The sequence below is a fragment of the Halorhabdus amylolytica genome (assembly GCF_004944975.1).
In the GTDB taxonomy this organism is placed as follows: domain Archaea; phylum Halobacteriota; class Halobacteria; order Halobacteriales; family Haloarculaceae; genus Halorhabdus; species Halorhabdus amylolytica.
On sequence record NZ_SPQG01000009.1, the window covers coordinates 94137 to 112889 of the forward strand.

16 protein-coding genes are annotated in these 18753 nt (G+C 64.6%); 13 read left to right on the forward strand and 3 right to left on the reverse strand.

The features are described from left to right. Window positions 1–239 precede the first annotated feature (239 nt). The 5 genes from E3374_RS11970 (at window position 240) to E3374_RS11990 (ending at window position 5860) form a co-directional block, all read left to right on the forward strand. Window positions 240–1352, forward strand: a complete 1113-nt coding sequence (locus E3374_RS11970; protein WP_136689297.1) for a CehA/McbA family metallohydrolase domain-containing protein — start codon at window positions 240–242, stop codon at window positions 1350–1352. A 92-nt stretch (window positions 1353–1444) separates the two neighbouring features. Next, window positions 1445–2221, forward strand: coding sequence for an inositol monophosphatase family protein (locus E3374_RS11975; protein WP_136689298.1), 777 nt, complete (start codon window positions 1445–1447; stop codon window positions 2219–2221). A 196-nt stretch (window positions 2222–2417) separates the two neighbouring features. Continuing rightward, window positions 2418–3332, forward strand: coding sequence for a hypothetical protein (locus E3374_RS11980; protein ID WP_211194966.1), 915 nt, complete (start codon window positions 2418–2420; stop codon window positions 3330–3332). A 3-nt stretch (window positions 3333–3335) separates the two neighbouring features. Next, window positions 3336–5033: an ABC transporter ATP-binding protein gene (locus E3374_RS11985; RefSeq protein ID WP_136689299.1), complete on the forward strand. Its 1698-nt coding sequence runs from the start codon at window positions 3336–3338 to the stop codon at window positions 5031–5033. Further along, window positions 5030–5860, forward strand: a complete 831-nt coding sequence (locus E3374_RS11990) for an energy-coupling factor transporter transmembrane component T family protein (RefSeq protein ID WP_136689300.1) — start codon at window positions 5030–5032, stop codon at window positions 5858–5860. Before E3374_RS11985 ends, E3374_RS11990 begins: the two co-directional genes overlap by 4 nt. 107 nt (window positions 5861–5967) lie before the next feature. On the opposite strand, the gene E3374_RS17205 is transcribed toward E3374_RS11990, so the two are convergent. Continuing rightward, window positions 5968–6123, reverse strand: a complete 156-nt coding sequence (locus tag E3374_RS17205) for a DUF7559 family protein (protein ID WP_169051843.1) — start codon at window positions 6121–6123, stop codon at window positions 5968–5970. Window positions 6124–6230: 107 nt separating this feature from the next. Between E3374_RS17205 and E3374_RS11995 the strand changes: the two genes are divergently transcribed. The 7 genes from E3374_RS11995 to E3374_RS12025 all read left to right on the forward strand — a co-directional run bounded on the left by E3374_RS11995 (window position 6231) and on the right by E3374_RS12025 (window position 14876). Further along, window positions 6231–8003, forward strand: a complete 1773-nt coding sequence (locus E3374_RS11995) for a radical SAM protein (protein ID WP_136689301.1) — start codon at window positions 6231–6233, stop codon at window positions 8001–8003. Window positions 8004–8243: 240 nt separating this feature from the next. Further along, window positions 8244–10061: a flippase-like domain-containing protein gene (locus tag E3374_RS12000; RefSeq protein ID WP_136689302.1), complete on the forward strand. Its 1818-nt coding sequence runs from the start codon at window positions 8244–8246 to the stop codon at window positions 10059–10061. Window positions 10062–10411: 350 nt separating this feature from the next. Beyond that, window positions 10412–11383: a transcription initiation factor IIB gene (locus tag E3374_RS12005; protein ID WP_136689303.1), complete on the forward strand. Its 972-nt coding sequence runs from the start codon at window positions 10412–10414 to the stop codon at window positions 11381–11383. A gap of 102 nt (window positions 11384–11485) precedes the next feature. Further along, window positions 11486–12370, forward strand: a complete 885-nt coding sequence (locus tag E3374_RS12010; RefSeq protein ID WP_136689304.1) for a methyl-accepting chemotaxis protein — start codon at window positions 11486–11488, stop codon at window positions 12368–12370. A 154-nt stretch (window positions 12371–12524) separates the two neighbouring features. Further along, entirely contained in the window at window positions 12525–13559 is a 1035-nt protein-coding gene (locus E3374_RS12015; protein WP_136689305.1) for a DNA-methyltransferase, read from the forward strand. Window positions 13560–13668: 109 nt separating this feature from the next. Continuing rightward, window positions 13669–14343: a type I 3-dehydroquinate dehydratase gene (locus tag E3374_RS12020; protein ID WP_136689306.1), complete on the forward strand. Its 675-nt coding sequence runs from the start codon at window positions 13669–13671 to the stop codon at window positions 14341–14343. Window positions 14344–14441: 98 nt separating this feature from the next. Beyond that, window positions 14442–14876, forward strand: coding sequence for a DUF7575 domain-containing protein (locus E3374_RS12025; RefSeq protein ID WP_136689307.1), 435 nt, complete (start codon window positions 14442–14444; stop codon window positions 14874–14876). Window positions 14877–14987: 111 nt separating this feature from the next. Here E3374_RS12025 and E3374_RS12030 read toward each other — a convergent pair whose 3' ends face one another. After that, a complete protein-coding gene (locus tag E3374_RS12030) occupies window positions 14988–16151 on the reverse strand; it encodes a 3-dehydroquinate synthase II (RefSeq protein ID WP_136689308.1) in 1164 nt (387 codons plus the stop codon). Window positions 16152–16290: 139 nt separating this feature from the next. On the opposite strand from E3374_RS12030, the gene E3374_RS12035 reads away from it, so the two are divergent. Then, on the forward strand, window positions 16291–18060 hold the full coding sequence (locus E3374_RS12035; protein WP_136689309.1) for a hypothetical protein: 1770 nt from the start codon (window positions 16291–16293) through the stop codon (window positions 18058–18060). Between the two features lie 33 nt (window positions 18061–18093). On the opposite strand, the gene E3374_RS12040 is transcribed toward E3374_RS12035, so the two are convergent. Then, complete coding sequence (locus E3374_RS12040) at window positions 18094–18675, reverse strand: hypothetical protein (RefSeq protein WP_136689310.1); 582 nt, start codon at window positions 18673–18675, stop codon at window positions 18094–18096. Between the last annotated feature and the right edge of the window lie 78 nt (window positions 18676–18753).

Below are 18753 nucleotides of genomic sequence, written 5' to 3' on the forward strand. Positions count from 1 at the left end.
CTCACTTTCATCGATCCGAGATCTCTATATAGCGCTCGGTATCCCTCTGTGTGGTACGTGCCCCCGGGGTCTTTCTGTGCGACACCCCCCGATGTGGCTCGCCGGCCGAAGAAACTGCGTCCTCTGTGAGAGTTGCGATAGCGGTCCTGCGCGTACCGATATCCGCCTCTATGAAGTTCTCGACTGATCGATGGTATCCGACCACAAGCCTTTTTGTGGGACTGCAGGTTGCCAGTCCCATGGGATTCGTTCATCCGTACGAAGCGGTAGAGTGGGCCGAACACAGTAGGCATCTGGCCCAACTCCATACCCACGAGCCGCGGAACACGATTCGGGCCGATACGAACGACCACGAACCCGCTATCGACGTCGAACGGGTCCCGATCGACGACCTCGGGAAGAACAATCTCTCTCCGGCATCACGTCCCGAAGTCCTCGCCAGGAAGTACCGCAATGCCGGATACACTGTCTTCGCGTTGACGGAACACGAGTACTACGTCGATCGCACGAAGCACAAGGACGTGCCCTACGAGGAGATGCCGGACGTACTGGCCGAAACCAGTTGGCCATGGGGCGACCGGGATGGCGATCCAACGGAACAACCCGGCACCGAACCATTAGACGGGACGGAGTTCGACCCGGCACAACGAGACATGCTCGCACTCCAGGGAACCGAACTACGCGGCCGCTTTCAGGGGACGCTACAGGACCTCATCGGTCTCGACACGGACATCGGACACGGGCGTCAGGAGTCGATGGGGACCCTCCTCGAACGGATCGCTGCCCAGGACGGCATCGCCCTGCTTCCCCATCCGAGCAAATATCGCGACACGGTGAGCGTCGGAGATTACCGATCGTTGTTCGAGTCCTTCGACGTGCTTCGAGGACTCGAAATATTCAACGCACACGACCGCTATCCGGGTCGAACGCTCTGGGATCGACTGCTGACGGAACTGGGTGCCGACCGACCGATATGGGCGGTCGCCGGCGATGATTATCACGGACGCGCCCGGCCGTCCGACGGCAAACGGTTCGATCGCTCCCGGCTGGTGTTGTTACTCCCGGCCCTCACGAGAGAAGCCGTCAGCGACGCACTGCGTCACGGCCGAAGTTACGTCCAGTACAACGGTGACGCCCACGCGCCGTTCGTCGAGTCCATCCAGGTCACGGAGCGAGCAATCACGGTCGACGCTCCCGCGGCGACCCGGATCGAGTGGATCGCGGCCGGCGAGACCATCAAAACTGGCGATAACGTCGAGTACGAACACGTCGCTGACGAGCCCTACGTCAGGGCGGCGATACACGGCGACGGCGACGCCCTCACCTGTACGCAACCGTTCTATGTGGAGTGATTTACCGGTCACCGAAAACGGCTATCGAGTCCTCCACAGTGGTCTATAGACCTCATAGCAATGTCGTTGTTGTCGGATACGGATGACGACCTATGGAACGATACCCGCATCTGTGGGCGGCGTTGTTGGCCGTGCGTCGCGGGACAGAAGTGCTTGCGGCCCGGCCCCCGCAGGCGGCAACTTCCGATTCGTCGAGGTCGACGACCACAGCCGAGTACGAACGCCCCATCGAGGAGGCGATCCTGACGGAACTCGACCGACACTTCCCCGAACAGACGATCATTTCCGAGGGGCTGTCCCCCGAGTTCGCCACCGAACCGCGATGGATCGTCGACCCGCTTGACGGGGCCGTCAACTACCGCAACGGCGTCCCGCATTACTCGATCTCCATCGCCTTCGAGGGTCGGCAGGCCCGAGACGTCGGCGTCGTCTATTACGGACCCACTGATACGGTGTTCACGGCAGTCGAAGGCGAGGGGGCGTTCGCGGACGGGACAGCGCTGTCGGTCTCGGAGACGCGGTCGGTCTCGAACGCGCTGGTCGCGACCGGGTTCGATCCGATGACCATGGCAGCACAGGATCTGGCGCAGTTCCGGACCTTCATCGACCGAACCCAGGGGGTCAGACGGTTCGGATCGGCCGCGGCCGAACTGTCGATGGTCGCCGCCGGCTACTTCGACGTCTTCTTCGAACGGATGCTTCGCGTCTGGGACACCGCTGCGGGAACGTTGCTCGTCGAGGAGGCCGGCGGCGAAGTGACCCGGATCGAGCGGCTGGACGGGGACAACAGCGAGATGGTCCTGGCTTCCAATCCACACATCCACCAGGAACTCGTCTCGCTCGTCTCTGGCGGCTCCGTGAGTGGGTAAGCTGCATCGTTTCCGGCGGTGCCAGAACCGTCGGTATCGGACCAAGAGCAAGATTCCACCGTTTGCGTCTCGTCTTCGCCTTTATAAGGGCCCCAATTGCCCCTATATATCCGAATTCATCTCCCGGTATCCCACAAGAGGGCTATTATAAGAGCCTTTTACCCCGTTTCGGGAAGTCGCTATCACCGATCCGCCAATGAACATCACCACGTCACTCACATCGAACGTGACAGCCTCGTCGAACAAGCGGATGATGGTCTTCATTCTCGTGTTGACCCTCTCCGGGCTCGAGAACACCATCGCTGAACTCATTCCTGAACCGACGCTCGGCCCGATCGAACTCGGGATTTCGAGTTTCATTTTCCTCCCCCTCGCGCTCGTCTTCCTCTTTCCTTATATCGAGGCCGCACTCGCCGTCCCGCTCGGTGAAATCGTGTTCACCGAATTCCTCCTCGGCGAGTTCGGCGGACTCAGTGAATTCAGTGAGGTCCTCATCATCACGGCATTCGTCTTCGTCGCTGCCCAGATGGTCCACGACCTCACCAACACCCGGCAAGTGTTCCTCGCGGCCGTCTTCGCGAAGATTGGCTCCCAGATCCCTGCTGCGCTGCTCGACATGGGTGTTATCTGGGTCGGTGCGGGGGAGTTTGAGGCAGTCGCCGGTCTCCCGGAGAGCGTCGTCATCATCGAAGTCGTCGACATGATCCCCGAGGCGATCATCACTGGCCTCATCTTCGGCGCGATCCCCGTGATGTACCTCGCTCCCGCACTCTACGGAAAGATCGAACCACTCCTCGGAATCAATCCGCGGCCACGATCGGATGCGAGTATGCTCGCCGATGTCGGTCTCGCACACCTTCTCGTCCTCGTCGGTGCGTCCGTCCTCGCATTCTTCCTGGCGACCGCCGGCTTCTTCCTCGGGATCCCGATGATGGAGACCGAGACACTCCCGAACTTCGGGGCACTGGTGGGCCTCAGCGCCGAAGACGGCGGTTCCGGCATCTTCGTCTCGATCATCGTCGCATTCCTCCTCCTACTGGCGGTCATCGCGTTGGGACGCTCGGATGGGGCGACCGAACACGAACCTGAAACACTGACGAGTCGCGAGTGACCGATGGCAGACGAGCCTCTCATCCGCGTCGAGGACTACTCCTTTCGGTATCCCGGAAGCGACGAGTCCGTCCTCGACGGTGCCAGCCTGACCGTCGAAACCGACGAGTTCCTCGCCGTCCTCGGCGGGAACGGCAGCGGGAAAACGACTCTCTGCAAGACGTTCAACGGCCTGATCCCGCACTTCTTCGAGGGCAAACGCGATGGCAGTGTCCGCGTCAAGGGCACGGATACGGAAACAGTCGACGTCGGGACACTTGCGGCCCACGTCGGGTACGTCTACCAGGATTTCGAGAACCAACTCGTCCAGCCGACCGTCAGGCGCGACGTCGAGTTCGGCCCGCTGAACTACGGGTTCGAGGACTACCACGAACGCGCCCAGCGAGCGATCGAACGACTCGACATCGGACACATTGCCGACGATCTCATCTGGGAGTTGAGTGGTGGCCAGAAGCATCTCGCCGCGATCGCGGGCGTGCTCGCGCTCGACCCGGACGCCCTCGTCGTCGACGAGCCGGCGGCACAACTCGACCCACACAACGCCGCGCACGTCTATGAGCAACTCGCCGGGCTCGTTGCAGACGGGCACACTGTCGTCGTCATCGAACACGACACGGAACTCGTCGCTGAGTACGCCGACCGCGTCGTTCTCGTCGAGGACGGCCGGGTCCGCTGGTCGAAGCCGACAGCGGCGGCACTGAATCGTCTCGACGATCTCCGTGAGCGCGACATCCACCCGCCCCAGGTGACCGAACTCGCCGATCGGCTGGATCTGCGAACGCCCGACCACTCACAGCGACCGGTGACCGTCGAGGAGTTCGTCGCTGCCTGTGATACACCGCGTCCGACGGTCTCCGATGGCGGTCGGGACGATTCGGCGTGCTCGGGCGAGTCGATCGTCTCGGTCGAAGCCGTGACCTACCGGTATCAGACGATGGATACCGGGGGAGGGCCGGTCTTTGATGGGTTCTCGCTCTCGGTCAACGCGGGCGAGAACGTCGCGCTCGTGGGCGCAAACGGCTCCGGGAAGTCGACGCTGCTGAAGCTCCTCACCGGACTCATTCGTCCGGATAGCGGGACGGTCTCGGTCGTGGGCCGTGACACCGCCGAGACGTCGCCCGAGACGCTCGCCGACGAGGTCGTCTACGTCCACCAGCAGCCCGAACAGATGTTCATCGAGGACTCGATCGAGGGCGACGTTGCCTACTACCTCCGTCAGCGTGACGCCCCGGATGCCGATGCGATCGTCGACGACGTATTGACCTACCTCGACCTCGATCACCTCCGGAAACGGGACGGTCGGCTGCTCTCGATCGGTCAACAGCGCCGGGCGTCGCTCGCGATCGCACTCGCGATGCAGCCATCCCTCGTGCTGCTCGACGAGCCGACGGGCTGTCTCGACATGGAGAGTCGTCGCGAGGTGACACGGATGCTCGACCGCGTCGACGGCCGCGTCGAGGCTGTCGTCGTCGCCACGCACGACCTCCAGTTCGTCGCCTCCTGGGCCGACCGCGTCGTCGTCCTCGATCAGGGTGCCATCGTCGCCGACGGGCGTCCCGGCGACGTCCTAACAGATCAATCACTGTCAGACACGACGGCGTTGCGGCCACCCCAGCCAGTGTCAGTGAGTCGCCGCCTCGATATCGACCCGCCCGCGACGACTGTCTCGGAACTCGCCGCCCGACTCGGAGGCCAACGATGAGTACACAGAACGGCTGGCTCTCGATCGATCGCGTCCGCGTCGAACTGATGCGGATCGCCCACAGCGACGACGACGCGTTCCTCAACACCCTCGACCCGCGAGTCCTCCTCGGGTGGTACGTGGTCTTCGTCTCCGTCCCATGGATGTTCTACGACACGCTCGTCCTGGGCGCGCTCCTCGCGTTCATGGGGGTACTCGTCGTCGTCTCTCGCGTGAATCGTATTCTGCTCGCAGTGCTCGTCTTCGGCATGGTCTCGAACCTCGCGTTCTTCGGCGTCGTCGTCTGGGCGACGGGCGGCGACGCGGTCGGTGCCGTCCGGGCCCTGGTGCCCTACAACCTCAAACTCGCGAGTATCTCGCTGGCAAGTGTCGCTGTCTTCACCACGATGACCCCCTCGCGTCTGAGTAAAGGGCTGTTGAGCCTCGGTGTGCCCCGTAAATTCACGTTCTCACTCGCGTACGGGTATCGCATGCTACCGGTGCTCTTAGAGGAATACCGGGACATCGTTCACGCGATCCGACTCCGCAGCCGTGGCCCCGCCCGCGATGGCGTGTTGCGGTGGCGCCACTGGTGGCATCTCCTTTGGATCGGTGTGCGAGCGTTCTACCCGCTCATCTTTGACGTCGCAAAACGGAGTCGGGTGACCGTCGAAGCGATGGAGACGAGAGGATTCTCCCGTTCGCTGGGAGATCCGTCGAGTCGTCGACTCCGTTTCGAGACGCTCGGGACAGGAACGCGGGACTGGGCGTTCCTCGGTCTTTCGGCTGTCTTCCTGCTCGGTCTCTTCTGGCTCCGAGCCACGACATTTCTCCCGGGTCTACGCTGAGCTGGGCGGAAATTCTCGCCGTTGTTGTATCCGATGAGTGCTGTAGACGGATATCGAGCGAACTGGAGAGCGGTCGACCTGCTCGGACTGGGCGAGTTGCGAGGGGACTACAACTCGATCGCTTCCAGCGCCGACCCGCCACAGACCGGACATTGGAGGTCCTCGACGCCGTGATCGTCGGGTAGATCGTAGGTGTAGTGGACTTCGAACATGTCGAGGAAACACTCATCGGCCGTGCAGCGGACTTCTTCGGTCGCGGGCATGGTCGACCGTTGGCGCGGGCGACGGATACCGGTTACGCCGCCGGGATCTGAACGGCGGCGAACGCGTGGAGACACGGTTTTAGGCCTCGGGCGACTATCTGATTCTGATGACTCACCCTGCGGATCTCTCGGTGACGATCGTCGACGGGTACGTCGACGAGCCGGCCCACTTCGGGGTCCCCCCCTACATCTCTACGTACCCCCGGTACGTCGCCGGGGCACTGGTCGACGCGGGTGTCCCTCACGACGCGATCACGTACCACACGATCGACAGCCTTCGCGAGGAGAAGCGCCGCTGGCAAGTGGTCGAGGACGCCGATCTGACGATCTACGTCGGCGGGATGACCGTCCCCGGCAACTACGTCGGCGGGACCCCGGCCGAACCCGACGAAGTCCGGCGCATCGCCTGGACGGCCGACGGCACGAGCCTCATGGGCGGGCCCGTCCGCTTCGGCGTCGGCGACGAGAACGAGGGTGCGAGTGAACCCGAACGCGACGATCTGGACTTCGACTTCCTGGCTGGCGCGGACGTCGAGGCCGCCACTTTCGATCTCGTCGAGAACGGCCTGGAGGGATTCGACCCCCGCTATCGCACGATGGAAGAATCCTCACGGTGGGCCAGAGAGGGCGCGTTCATCGTCGAACAGCACCCCAACCACCCCGAGTATCTCATCTGCGAGATCGAGACCGGGCGTGGCTGTGCCTACCGGTGTTCCTTTTGCACCGAACCGCTGTACGGCGATGCCTCGTTCCGGGAACCCGAGGCCGTCGTCGGCGAGGTCGACGCACTGGCCGACCATGGCGTCGCCAACTTCCGACTGGGCCGACAGGCCGACATCCTCGCTTACGGCGGGGACGGCGAGGCCCCGAACCCCGCTGCTCTCCGGGAACTGTACGGCGGGATCCGCGAGGTCGCGCCCGATCTGGAGACGCTGCACCTCGACAATATGAACCCGATCACGGTCGTAAAGTGGCCCGAAAAGGCCCGGGAGGGCATCCGGATCATCGCCGAGCACAACACGCCCGGCGACACCGCCGCCTTCGGCGTCGAGTCGGCCGACCCCGCCGTCCAGAGCGATAACAACCTCAACGTCACCGCCGAGGAGGCCATCGAGGCGGTCCGGATCGTCAACGAGGAGGGTGGATTCCGTCCGGGGGCCCGGAGCGAAGTGACGGGCTCCAAACGAGCGAGCGGCGATTGCCGCGAGCCAGGCGGAGACAGGGAGAACGCCCCGAATTTCGGCGAGGACGCCGCCCGTCGCCTGCCGAAGCTCTTGCCCGGGATCAATCTCGTCCACGGGCTGAAAGGCGAGACCGCGGAGACGTTCGAGCACAACAAGCGGTTCCTCCAACGCATCCTCGACGAGGGACTGATGATCCGGCGGGTGAACATCCGCCAGGTCATGGCCTTCCCCGGGACCGAGATGGACGAGACTGGCGCGGAGATCGCCCACGATCACAAGCGGCAGTTCAAGGAGTACAAGCGGGAGGTCAGGGAGACCATCGACAACCCGATGTTAAAGCGCGTCGCCCCGCCGGGGACAATCCTGCCGGATGTTCATCTGGAGTACCACCAGGACGGCAAGACTTTCGGGCGACAACTGGGGACCTACCCCTTGCTCGTGGGCATTCCGGGAGAACGGTCACTCGGGAAGACGATCGACGTGGCGATCACCGACCACGGCTATCGCTCCGTGACGGGCGTGCCGTATCCGCTGGATCTCAACGCGGCGTCGATGGACGAACTGCAAGCTATTCCCGGTATCGGCTCCCAGACCGCGGGAAACATTGTCGTCGAGCAACCTTACGAGTCACTGCCGAACGTCGAAGGCGTCGACCTCGACGCGTTCACGACAGTCGAACGGGAATCGCCAAGTTGAGCGCAGCGAACGAGCACGTTCACGCCACGAAGACTGTGGCGAAGACACTCCTCGTCGAAGAACGCCGACTGCGAGCATCCCGCTCGGCACCACATTTGCCGGTTGGTGGAGCTGTGATCGGGTTAGGGATTGCCAGTCATGCTCCGGTGGGAACATCCTCGACCGGTTCCGGGGTATTGGAGTGCTGGCCGACCTATCGTATCAGAAGGTTCTTGGGCCGTGCTGGCCGACGAACTATCGATGGAGTCGGACGTCGCGGTCAGCGTCGTCCTCCCGGCGTACAACGAGGAGGACACCATCGAGCGGACCGTCGCCGAGACGCTCGAACGCCTCGAAACGTTCCTTCCTGCGGGAAGCTTCGAGGTGATCGTCGCCGAGGACGGCTGTGAGGATCGCACGCCGGAGATCGCCTCCCGCCTTGCGGCGGAAGACGACCGCGTCAGACACGTCCACAGCGACGAACGTCTCGGCCGTGGTGCCGCCTTAGAGTACGCATTTCGCCGGGCCGAGGGCGAGACACTCGTCTACTTCGACACTGACCTCGCCACGGACATGGCCCATCTCGAAGAACTCATCGAGAGCGTCCGCACGGAGGGATACGACGTGGCGACAGGCTCGCGGTGGCTGCCCGACAGCGACGCCGACCGACCGAAAAAGCGTGGGATCCCCAGTCTGGGATACAACACCCTGGTCCGTGTGTTCCTCCGATCGGATCTGGCCGACCACCAGTGCGGGTTCAAGGCGATCGACCGCGAAGCCTTCGAGGCGCTGGCCGACGAGGTCGAAGACGATCACTGGTTCTGGGACACGGAACTGCTCGTGCGCGCCCAGCGTCGCGGATTCGCCGTCACGGAGTTTCCCGTCTCATGGACGCCCAAGGGAGACTCGAAGGTCGACCTGGTCCGGGACGTCTTCGGGATGGGTAGCCAGATCCTGCGGACGTTCTGGCAACTGTCAGTCAGTTCGCGGATCACGCGCACCCGGAGCATGGCTGCGGGGACGGCCCTGGTCCTCGTCGCGCTGGCGCTGATGACGCTGTACCTCGATCCTTCGACGGTTCTCGAGGAGATGCGTGAGGCCGATCCCCTGTTGATCGTGCTGTCCGGACTCGTCTATCTGATCTCCTGGCCGCTTCGGGGGTATCGGTATCGGGACATCTTCGAGGAACTCGGGTTTTCTACGGACGTGGGCTTCCTGACGGGAGCGATCTTCATCAGCCAGACGGGCAATCTAGTGTTCCCGGCCAGGCTGGGCGACGGCATCCGGGCGTACGTGATGAAGGCTCGTCGGTCGGTCCCCTATCCGTCCGGGTTCGCCTCTCTTGCGGTCGAGCGTGTCTTCGACCTGCTGACGATCGCCATCCTCGCGGGCGTCGTCCTCGTCGGACTCGCCGTCGGCGATCCCGCCCGTCTGGCGGGATTGGGCGCCGAGTTGACCAACGGCCGAGAGAGTGGGCGAATAGCCCTGTTGGTCGCCGCGGCGGTCGGCGTGGCTGCTATCGGCGTGACCGTCCTGATCGTCCTGACAGCGCGTTCGGAGCGCAATTACGTTCGGGAGGTCGTCACGCGTCTCAGCGACGACGCCTACGCCGAGTACGTGGCGGGCGTCGTCGGGCGCTTCGCGGGGGATGTCCAGCGGGTCGCGAGCGACTCGCGAGCCTTCGCCCGCGTCGCGGTCTCCAGCGTCCTGATCTGGACCATCGACGTACTGACGGCGATCGTCGTCTTCGCCGCCTTCAACGTCTCGCTGTCGCTGGTCACGCTCGGCGTCGTCTGTTTCTTCGCCGTCAGCGTCGGTAATCTCGCGAAGGTGCTCCCGCTGTCGCCGGGTGGCGTCGGACTCTACGAAGGGGCGTTCACTCTCATTGTCGTTGGACTCACGCCCATTGGGGCAGCCGTCGCGCTGGGCGTCGCCATCGTCGACCACGCGGTGAAAAACGCCGTCACGATCGCCGGCGGCCTCGCCTCGATGGCCTGGCTCAACGTCTCGCTGACGACCGCCGTCGAGGAGAGCGTCGAGGCCGAAGAGAACGTCGAGCCCGCCACGGTCCAGGAGTGAATCTCCCGTTCCTGTTGAACGCTCGTCGGCACTCTATTCGACAGTCCCGTTTTCGAGCTCGGAGCAGGACGCGTTCCTGTAGAACGCTCGACGGCACTCCCGTTCGAGAAGGGGAAGAATGCTTCCTCGATCTGAAGTGACGTTCGTCTGCTCTCGTCGCTCACCAGTTGGACTGTCACGCACTTTAATGGGAGTGTTAATAGTTGCCAAACAGTGTGCAGGAGCGCCAGAACGCCGGGACTTCATGGGGTACCAAAACACTTTTACAGTTTTCGGAATAACCTATTGTTCACCGATCGAACGCCCGGGTTTTCCGTCGCCCCACCCGGTTAGCATTCGTCTTCACACTCATGAGCGAAACAAACACGCGAACGCGACTCGACAAATCGTCGGCAGTGACCGAAGAGGAAGAGGAATCGACGGACGTGACCTGTCCGGAATGTGATGGCAACCTCGTCTCTGACACCGAGCGTGGCGAGACCGTCTGTGTCGACTGTGGCTTGGTCGTCGAAGAGGACGAGATCGACCCCGGTCCGGAGTGGCGTGCCTTCGACGCCAAGGAGAAAGACCAGAAGTCCCGCGTCGGCGCCCCGACCACCAACATGATGCACGATAAGGGGCTCTCGACCAACATCGATTGGCGGGACAAGGACGCATACGGCAACTCCCTGGGTGCCCGCCAGCGCGAGAAGATGCAGCGTCTCCGGAAGTGGAACGAGCGCTTCCGCACTCGCGACAGCAAGGAACGCAACCTCAAGCAGGCGTTGGGCGAGATCGACCGCATGGCGAGCGCCTTGGGCCTCCCCGAGAGCGTCCGTGAAACCGCCTCCGTCATCTATCGCCGGGCGCTGGACGAAGATCTCCTTCCCGGCCGCTCCATCGAGGGCGTCTCGACGGCCTCTGTGTACGCTGCCGCCCGCCAGGCAGGCGTCCCCCGGAGTCTCGACGAGTTGACCGAAGTCTCCCGCGTCGAGAAAGACGAGATCGCCCGGACGTATCGGTACGTGGTCCGGGAACTCGGCCTCGAGGTCAAGCCCGCCGACCCCGAGAGCTACGTCCCACGGTTTACCTCTGATCTCGAACTCAGCGAGGAGGCCGAGCGTCGCGCCCGCGAGCTTCTCCAGAACGCCAAAGAGGAGGGCGTCCACTCCGGAAAGAGTCCCGTCGGCCTCGCTGCAGCGGCCATCTACGCTGCCTCGCTTTTGACCAACGAGAAGACCACGCAGGCCGCGGTCAGCGAGGTCGCTGACATCTCCGAGGTCACCATCCGCAACCGCTATCACGAACTCCTGGAAGCCGAGCAGTCGATCCCTGCCGCCTGATCCCGGCCGTCGACCGTCCGCCCGACGGACACCGAACGATCCTATCAGACCTGATAACCGGGGAGTCACGTTTAATCCGCCCGCGCGAGCCCCACTAGATATATGGCATCAGACTCGGGTAACGTGGGCGTGGATATGGACGGCGTCGCGGCCTCCTCTTCGGAACTGGGGAGCGCGATCGACGAGCTGTTGCGGACCTCGGAGAACGTCTCGCGGAGTTCCCAGCAGATCACTGAACTCGCGAACGAACAGTCCTCGAACATGCAGGAGGTCGCCGGCGAGGTGTCGAACCTCTCGGCGACGGTCGAGGAGGTCGCTTCCAGCGCCAACGAGGTCAAGGCCGTCAGCCAGCAGGCCAGTCAGTTGGCCGATCAGGGCCGGGAGGTCGCCGACGACGCGATCGACGCCATGGAAGCCGTCGACGACGCCAACGAGGACGTCTCGGCAGATGTCGAGCAGCTCCGCGAGCGCATCGACGAGATCGACGAGATCGTCGAGGTGATCAACGACATCGCCGACCAGACGAACATGCTGGCGTTGAACGCCTCGATCGAGGCCGCCCGCGCCGGGGAGGCCGGCGAGGGGTTCGCCGTCGTCGCCGACGAGGTCAAGAGTCTCGCCGAGGAGTCCCAACAGAACGCCACCGAGATCGAGGCGATGGTTGCGGACATCAAGGCCGACACCGAGAGCACTGTCGGGAGCATTCAGGAGGCCAACGATCAGGTCGAGTCGGGCATCGATCAGGTCGGTGAGACTGTCGACATCCTCCGGAAGATCGACCAGGCCGTCACTGAAGCCGCCGAGGGGGCCCAGGAAGTCGCCGAGGCCACTGACGACCAGGCCGCTTCCACCGAGGAGGTCGCCAGTATGGTCGATCGGACCGCCGAGACCGCCGAGGAGGTCGCCGACGAGATCGAGGAGATCGCCGCCGCCAACCAGCAACAGTCCGCCAAGGTCAACGAACTGCAGTCGATGCTGAACCGGTGAACGTCGCCATCTACCGATCGTACCCCGTTGACTACATTCTCTTCTGGACTCGACCCCGTGCGATCACGTCACCTTGTCGTCGATCCCAGTCACTGTCGATCCCGCCGTCGGTTCGGACCACAAACCACGTCACTCCCCGGGACGACATCCGGCTATGGAATCCACCCACGCGGTCGTCACGGGGGACGCCCGCGATCTGGACCTCCCGTCGGATGCGGTCGAACTCGTCGTCACGTCCCCGCCCTATCCGATGATCGAGATGTGGGACGACGCCTTCGCCGCCCAGGACTCTGCGATCGGCGACGCGCTCGCCGCCGAGGACGGCGATCGGGCCTTCGAGTTGATGCACGACCTTCTCGAAACGGTCTGGACCGAACTGCGACGCGTCCTCGTCGAGGGCGGTATCGCCGCGATCAACGTCGGCGACGCCACCCGCTCGCTGGATCGCTTCCGGCAGTACCCAAACGCCGCCGAGATCACGAGTCGGATGCGTAACCAGGGGTTCGACGTGTTGCCGGACATCATCTGGCGGAAACCCGCCAACAGCGCCGCGAAGTTCATGGGCTCGGGCATGGTTCCGCCGAACGCCTATCCCACGCTCGAACACGAGTCGATCCTGCTTTTTCGCAACGGAGGGCGTCGCTCGTTCCCGCCCGGCGACGAGGCCCGCTACGAGAGCGCGTACTTCTGGGAGGAACGCAACCGCTGGTTCTCGGACCTGTGGGACGTTCGGGGCACCGATCAGGACCTCGCCGAGAGCGTCCGCGACCGCTCGGGGGCGTTCCCGGTCGAGATCCCGCTTCGACTGATCCGGATGTTCTCCGTCCACGGCGACACCGTAATCGATCCTTTCTGGGGGACTGGGACGACCTCGCTGGCCGCAATGCTGGCCGGGCGGAACTCGGTCGGCTACGAACGAGATTCGGATCTCCTGGCGACGTTCGACGACCGTCTCGAGGGGCTGCCCGCACGCTCCCGTGAGCGGGCTCGTGACCGCCTGGAACGCCACCGCGAGTGGGTCAGAGAGCAGGCGGCCGATGGGCCAGACCTGGCCTACGAGAACGAGCACTACGGGACGCCGGTTCGGACGAAACAGGAACGACAGTTGCGGCTGTACGCCGTCGAGTCGGTGCGGGAGACCGACGAGGGCTACGCGGCGACGCACGCGCCGGTCGAGACCCTCTCGTGAATGCGTACATTCCGGTCGAGGGCCTGTCGGGACGGTCCCGGACGGGTGCGGTTCCCCAACCGCCGTCTGCCGGCGGGGCGCTTTTGTCCCGCGCTCCCCCAGAGCCGGTATGGACTTCGAGTCGTTCCGACTGGTGGCCGCCACGGCGGATCTGGATGACGAGCCAGCGGCCCGCGAGCACGCCGATCTGGTCGAGTTGCGGATGGATATGGCCGAGGAGCCGCTTTCCCAGCTGTCGGCCTACGACGGCGAGTTGCCGCTGTTGGTGACCAACCGTCCGAGCTGGGAGGGCGGCGAGGCCGACGACGACGGCCGGTTGGCGGCTCTGGAAGCGGCTGTCACCGACGACGCCGTCGCTGCCGTCGACGTGGAACTCCCTAGCGCACGCGACGGTGACGCCGACGGCGTGATCGAAACGGCCCACGACCACGACGCCAGCGTGATAGTCTCCACACACGACTTCGAGGCGACGCCGCCGATGGGCGAGCTACAGGAAACCCTGCGGTCGGCCGCCCAGTACGGTGACGTGGGAAAATTAGCTGTCACGGCCGAGACGCCAGACGACGTGCTGGACCTCCTGGTGGCGACGCGGGCAGCGACCGTCGAGGGTGAGACTGTCGCGACGATGGCGATGGGCGAGGCTGGCCGGCACTCCCGGGCGGTCGCGCCGCTGTACGGCTCGCGGATCGGCTACGCGCCAGTCGATCCTGCCGAGGCGACAGCACCCGGGCAGTACGATCTCGCGACTCTCGCCGAACTCCTCACACAGCTGGACGGCGCCTGATCGCAGTCGAGACGGTCGATTGTGGGTCCGGATCGACCGCCCGGGAGTCTGGCAGGACTTGGAAAGGTTAACGTCCACGGACGGCGCCTAGTCGGACAGTGAGTGAGACACACAAGAGTCGACGACCGTGGGTTGCGGCTGCGCTTTCGGTGCTCTTCCCGGGGCTTGGCCACGCCTACCTTCGAGAGTGGCTCCGCATGGCGACGTGGCTCGTGCTCATGTTCGCGACCGTCTCTTTTCTGGTCCCGCCGGACATCCTTCCCCAGGAACTCACGTTCGACGCGGTGATGGAAGCCAGCCGGAGTTTGCCGACGGACCTCTCGCTTCTCATTCTCGCGCTCCGGACGCTGAACGTCATCGACGCCTACATCGTCGCCCGCCGGACCCAACATCAGGAGGCGGTCGACGCTGGCCGACAGTGCCCGAACTGCGGACACGAACTCCAAGATCCGGATCTCTCCTTCTGTCCGTGGTGTGCCGCCGAACTTGAGGCCGCGACCGTCGAGGAGAACGATCCCCGGTTCGAACTGTGAGCAAGAGACGGTTCGATGGGTTGCTCAGCAGCGGTCCGGATGGATACTCGGCAGCGGTTCGACGGGTTGCTCAGCAGCGGTCCGATGGGTACTCGGCAGCGGTTCGACGGATCACTTCTCGATGATGGACTCTTCGACGGCCTCGCCGAAGTGCCGGGCGGTCGCTTCGTGATAGATCAAGATCTCGTCGCCGACGTCCAGATCTGTCACCGCCGTCCGCCCGTCGGGTGTGGCAACCTTGATCGTCTCGGCGTTCTGTAGTAGTGTCTCGATCGTATCCCCGTCCTCTGTCTCGGCCTGGACTCGGAACATGGGTCGCTGTTCGATCTTCGCGCGGCCGACGATCGCCTCGCGAGTGTTGCCGTCGGTGTCGACGACCTGAACCTCGTCGCCGCTCGCCAGTTCCGAGAGGTACTTCGTCTCGCCGCCGGGCGTGCGGACGTAGGCGTGGACTGCGCCGGCGTTGACTCGGAACGGTCGTGAGGCGACGTACGGCGACTCGGCGGTCTCGGCGTGGACGAAGAACAGACCGCGGGCCATCGATCCTACCAGCATCCCTTCGTCGTGGTTCATGATCGACCCCGTGTCGACGCAGACGCGGTCGGCCGAGCCGGTCTGTTCGATCGCCGTGATCTCGGCGTACTGCAGATCGAGGGTCTCCCGTCCTACGGCATCTCTGACTTCGCACGTCTCGCGGATCTCGTCGGGGTCGTCAGTGTCCAGCAGAACGGCGTCAGCACCGATTTCCAGGGTTTCGTAGGCCGTGCGGGCGTCTTCGGCCGTCTGGACCCCGGCGATCAGCGTCGTCTCCTCGCCGACGCGAGCGATCAGGTTCTCCAGAGGGATAATCTGCCAGTCCTCGGCGACCACGAGCGTGTATTCGGCCTCTGTGGCGACCGCCTCGGCGAAGGCCTCGTAGGACTGATCGAAGATGCGGACGTATCCGCCGTCGGCACCGTCGCTCCGGAGCGCCGAGAGATCAGCCGAACCCGAGAAATCCGATGGCAGGTCGACCGTGCCGTCGCCCTCGCCGTCCTTGCCGACGATCATCGCATCGGCCGCCGGCGCGTCGTTGGCCTCGGCTTCCATGACGTGGACGTCGTCGCCGACGAAGGCGGCGACGTTGACCTCGCCGAGCTCCCGGACGCGTTCGACGTCGCGTTCGTCGACCAGCACCCAGTCGACGCCGGCCTCTAGTCCCGCGGTGATTCGTCGCTTGCGCGCCTCCCAGTCGCCGACGGCGTCGTCGGCCTTGAGCCACACGGAGCGTGTCATGTCTCGACACTTGCGGGGGGCCGGCTTGAACGTGGCGGATCACGCGATCGAGTTACCACGTCCGAACCAACGATCCGTGCCGTCGGTTTTCCGTTCCGTTCATCCAACAATTAAGAGCGTGGACGTAGAACTCCCCTGCATGGCAGGAAAAGAGTCCAACGAGTCCTACGAGAGTCGCCTCTACGACGTAGCCGAGCGGTTACAGATTCCGGACAGTACACTCCAGATCACCCGTGTTCGCCTCGATCGTCTCAGTGGCGAGTCGGAGGTCGACACGGCCCAACTCGATCGGATCGCGCCCGCGGTCCTGGCGCTGTCCTGTCGGGAGGACGGCCTCCCGATCACCGATCGGGACATCGTCGAGCCGTGGGTAGCACTGCTCGCGGATCCCGAGAATTCGGGTCTCGACCCCGGACACCTGCCGGAGCAGATCGAGGCAGTCGCGGACCGACTGGACATTGATCATCCCCCTGAGCGACCCGATGTCCTGGTCGGGCGCTACGCCGACGCACTGGACATGCCCGACGCAGTCGGAACGGTCGCGGGACGGATTCTCCGGGACACGTTCCAGAAGGCGCCGAAGATCGTCGCCGAGGCTTCTTCGCCGGGGGAGACCGCCGGCGCGGCGCTCGTCCTCGCGGCGGAGGCCAACGGCGCCGAGGGGTTCGGTCCGAGTGACGTCGCCGACGTCAGCGCGGCCGGTGGCGTCACGATCAAGAACCGGTACAACGCCTTCCGGGACGAGCTGGGCGAAGAGGCCCTGAACGCTGAGCGGTATCAGGCGGCTGCCGTCGAGGCGACCTCCGACGCGGATGCCAGGGAACCTGATGCGCAACCGCCGGCCACGGACGTCGACGCGGACGGCGAGTCGGGTGACGCGACCGCGACTGACGGGGCCGAAACGGACACTTCCGACGCCGCGGAGGCGAACGGTGACGGCGAGGCTGATTCCGCTGTCTCGGCTGGGGAGTGTATGGACGCCGTCCACGAGATGTTTCCGGACGAACTCCCGACGACGGCGACCGTCGCTGAGGCACTCGACGCACCCGAGGAACCCGTCGGGAATCGACTGGAGACGCTCGCGGACGACGGCGAGCTAGCGGCCAGACGAGCCGGCGAAACCGTCGCCTGGATCCCGGGCGACCGGGAGGAACTCGATGCGAACCTGACGATCGACGCCGTCCAGGGCGAGGTCGACGCGCTGGCGGAAACCCTCGGGGTCGACGCGTCCCTGCGGCTGTTCGCCCGTGGTCTGGTCAGCGACGCCGTCGAGGACGTTCCCGTCGAGGACGGAGCCGAGTTCGCCGGGGCCGCCCTGGTCGCCAGTAGCCGACTCAACGACGGCGACCTCGATCCCGCGACTGTCGCGACCGAACGCGACTTCGAGCCACGTGCACTCTATACCTGGATCGGCCGTCTCGGAGAGACCGCCGATGTCGATATCCCCCAACGGGGCCCCTCGGACGTTGTCGAGTCCCTCGCCGAAGACCTGGCCCTCTCCGATCGGGTTCGCGAAGAGAGCCTTCGGACGCTCGATCACTACCGCCCGGAAGAGAACGGCTCATTCGCTCCGCCTGAACTGGCCGCCGGTGCCGTCTTCTTCGCGGCGACGACTGTCCGAGAACCGATCGATGTCGACGAACTCGCCGACAGTATCGGCTTCGAGACGAGTCACGTCTCCGACGCGATGAACAGCGTCTTCGTCTCACTGTGTCGGCGTCTGATCCGCGGCGAGATCGACTACGGGGAGTCGCCCTGGACGGCCGAACTGCTGGAGTCCGACCACATCGCCGAGATCGGTGATCCCCACACCGGCCGCGTCGTCGCCGCCGCCAAGACCTATATCGCCGGCCGCGAGGACGAACACGTCGACGAAGGGACGCTGGACGTCCTGCTCGCCGAAGACTGATCGACGCCGGGCGTCGAGCCGTCGATTTTGCTGTCACGCGACGACTCGAAACTCGACCGCGACCACGGGATCGGGGATCTCGTCGTCGAACTGACCGGGTTCGACCAGACCGTGATAGACGAACCGGTACTCGCCCGGTGGTAGCGATCCACAGGGCGCGTACCCCCACCGAGAGAGGCCCGCTTCGTCGAGCGTGACGTTCCAGGTGTAGCCTTCGCCGGGGTCGTGCATCACGAGCGTCGCGTTCCACCCGGCTCGGCCCTCGCGCGCGCCGAGAACGGTTCGCCACTCGCCGTCGACGTGTCGCTGGAGGACGATCATCCGCTCCGTGCCCGTCCCCCGTGGTTCGTCGGCGACGTTCCGGAGCGTCACCTGGAGAGGCGCTCCACGCTGTAGCGTCGTCCGGTCGGCATCGATCGCGAAGCCGGCGTCCCGGGCTGGCAGCGATCCGTCCGTGACGCCGACGTCGAGTCGCTCGACGTCGGCCGGACACGCGCCGACGGGCTCGATCGAGGGTGCTGCGGGCGTTTCTGTCGTCGTATCGGTCGCGGCCAGGCAGCCGGCCGTCGCGGCCGCGAGCAGGAGGGCGATCGTCAGCAGGTAGCGATCGGACATGTCCGGACGTCCGGGGCGGTCCTGTCTCAACGTATCGAGCACACAAACGGGCGTTTGACCGGGGAGAGCACTCAAGGG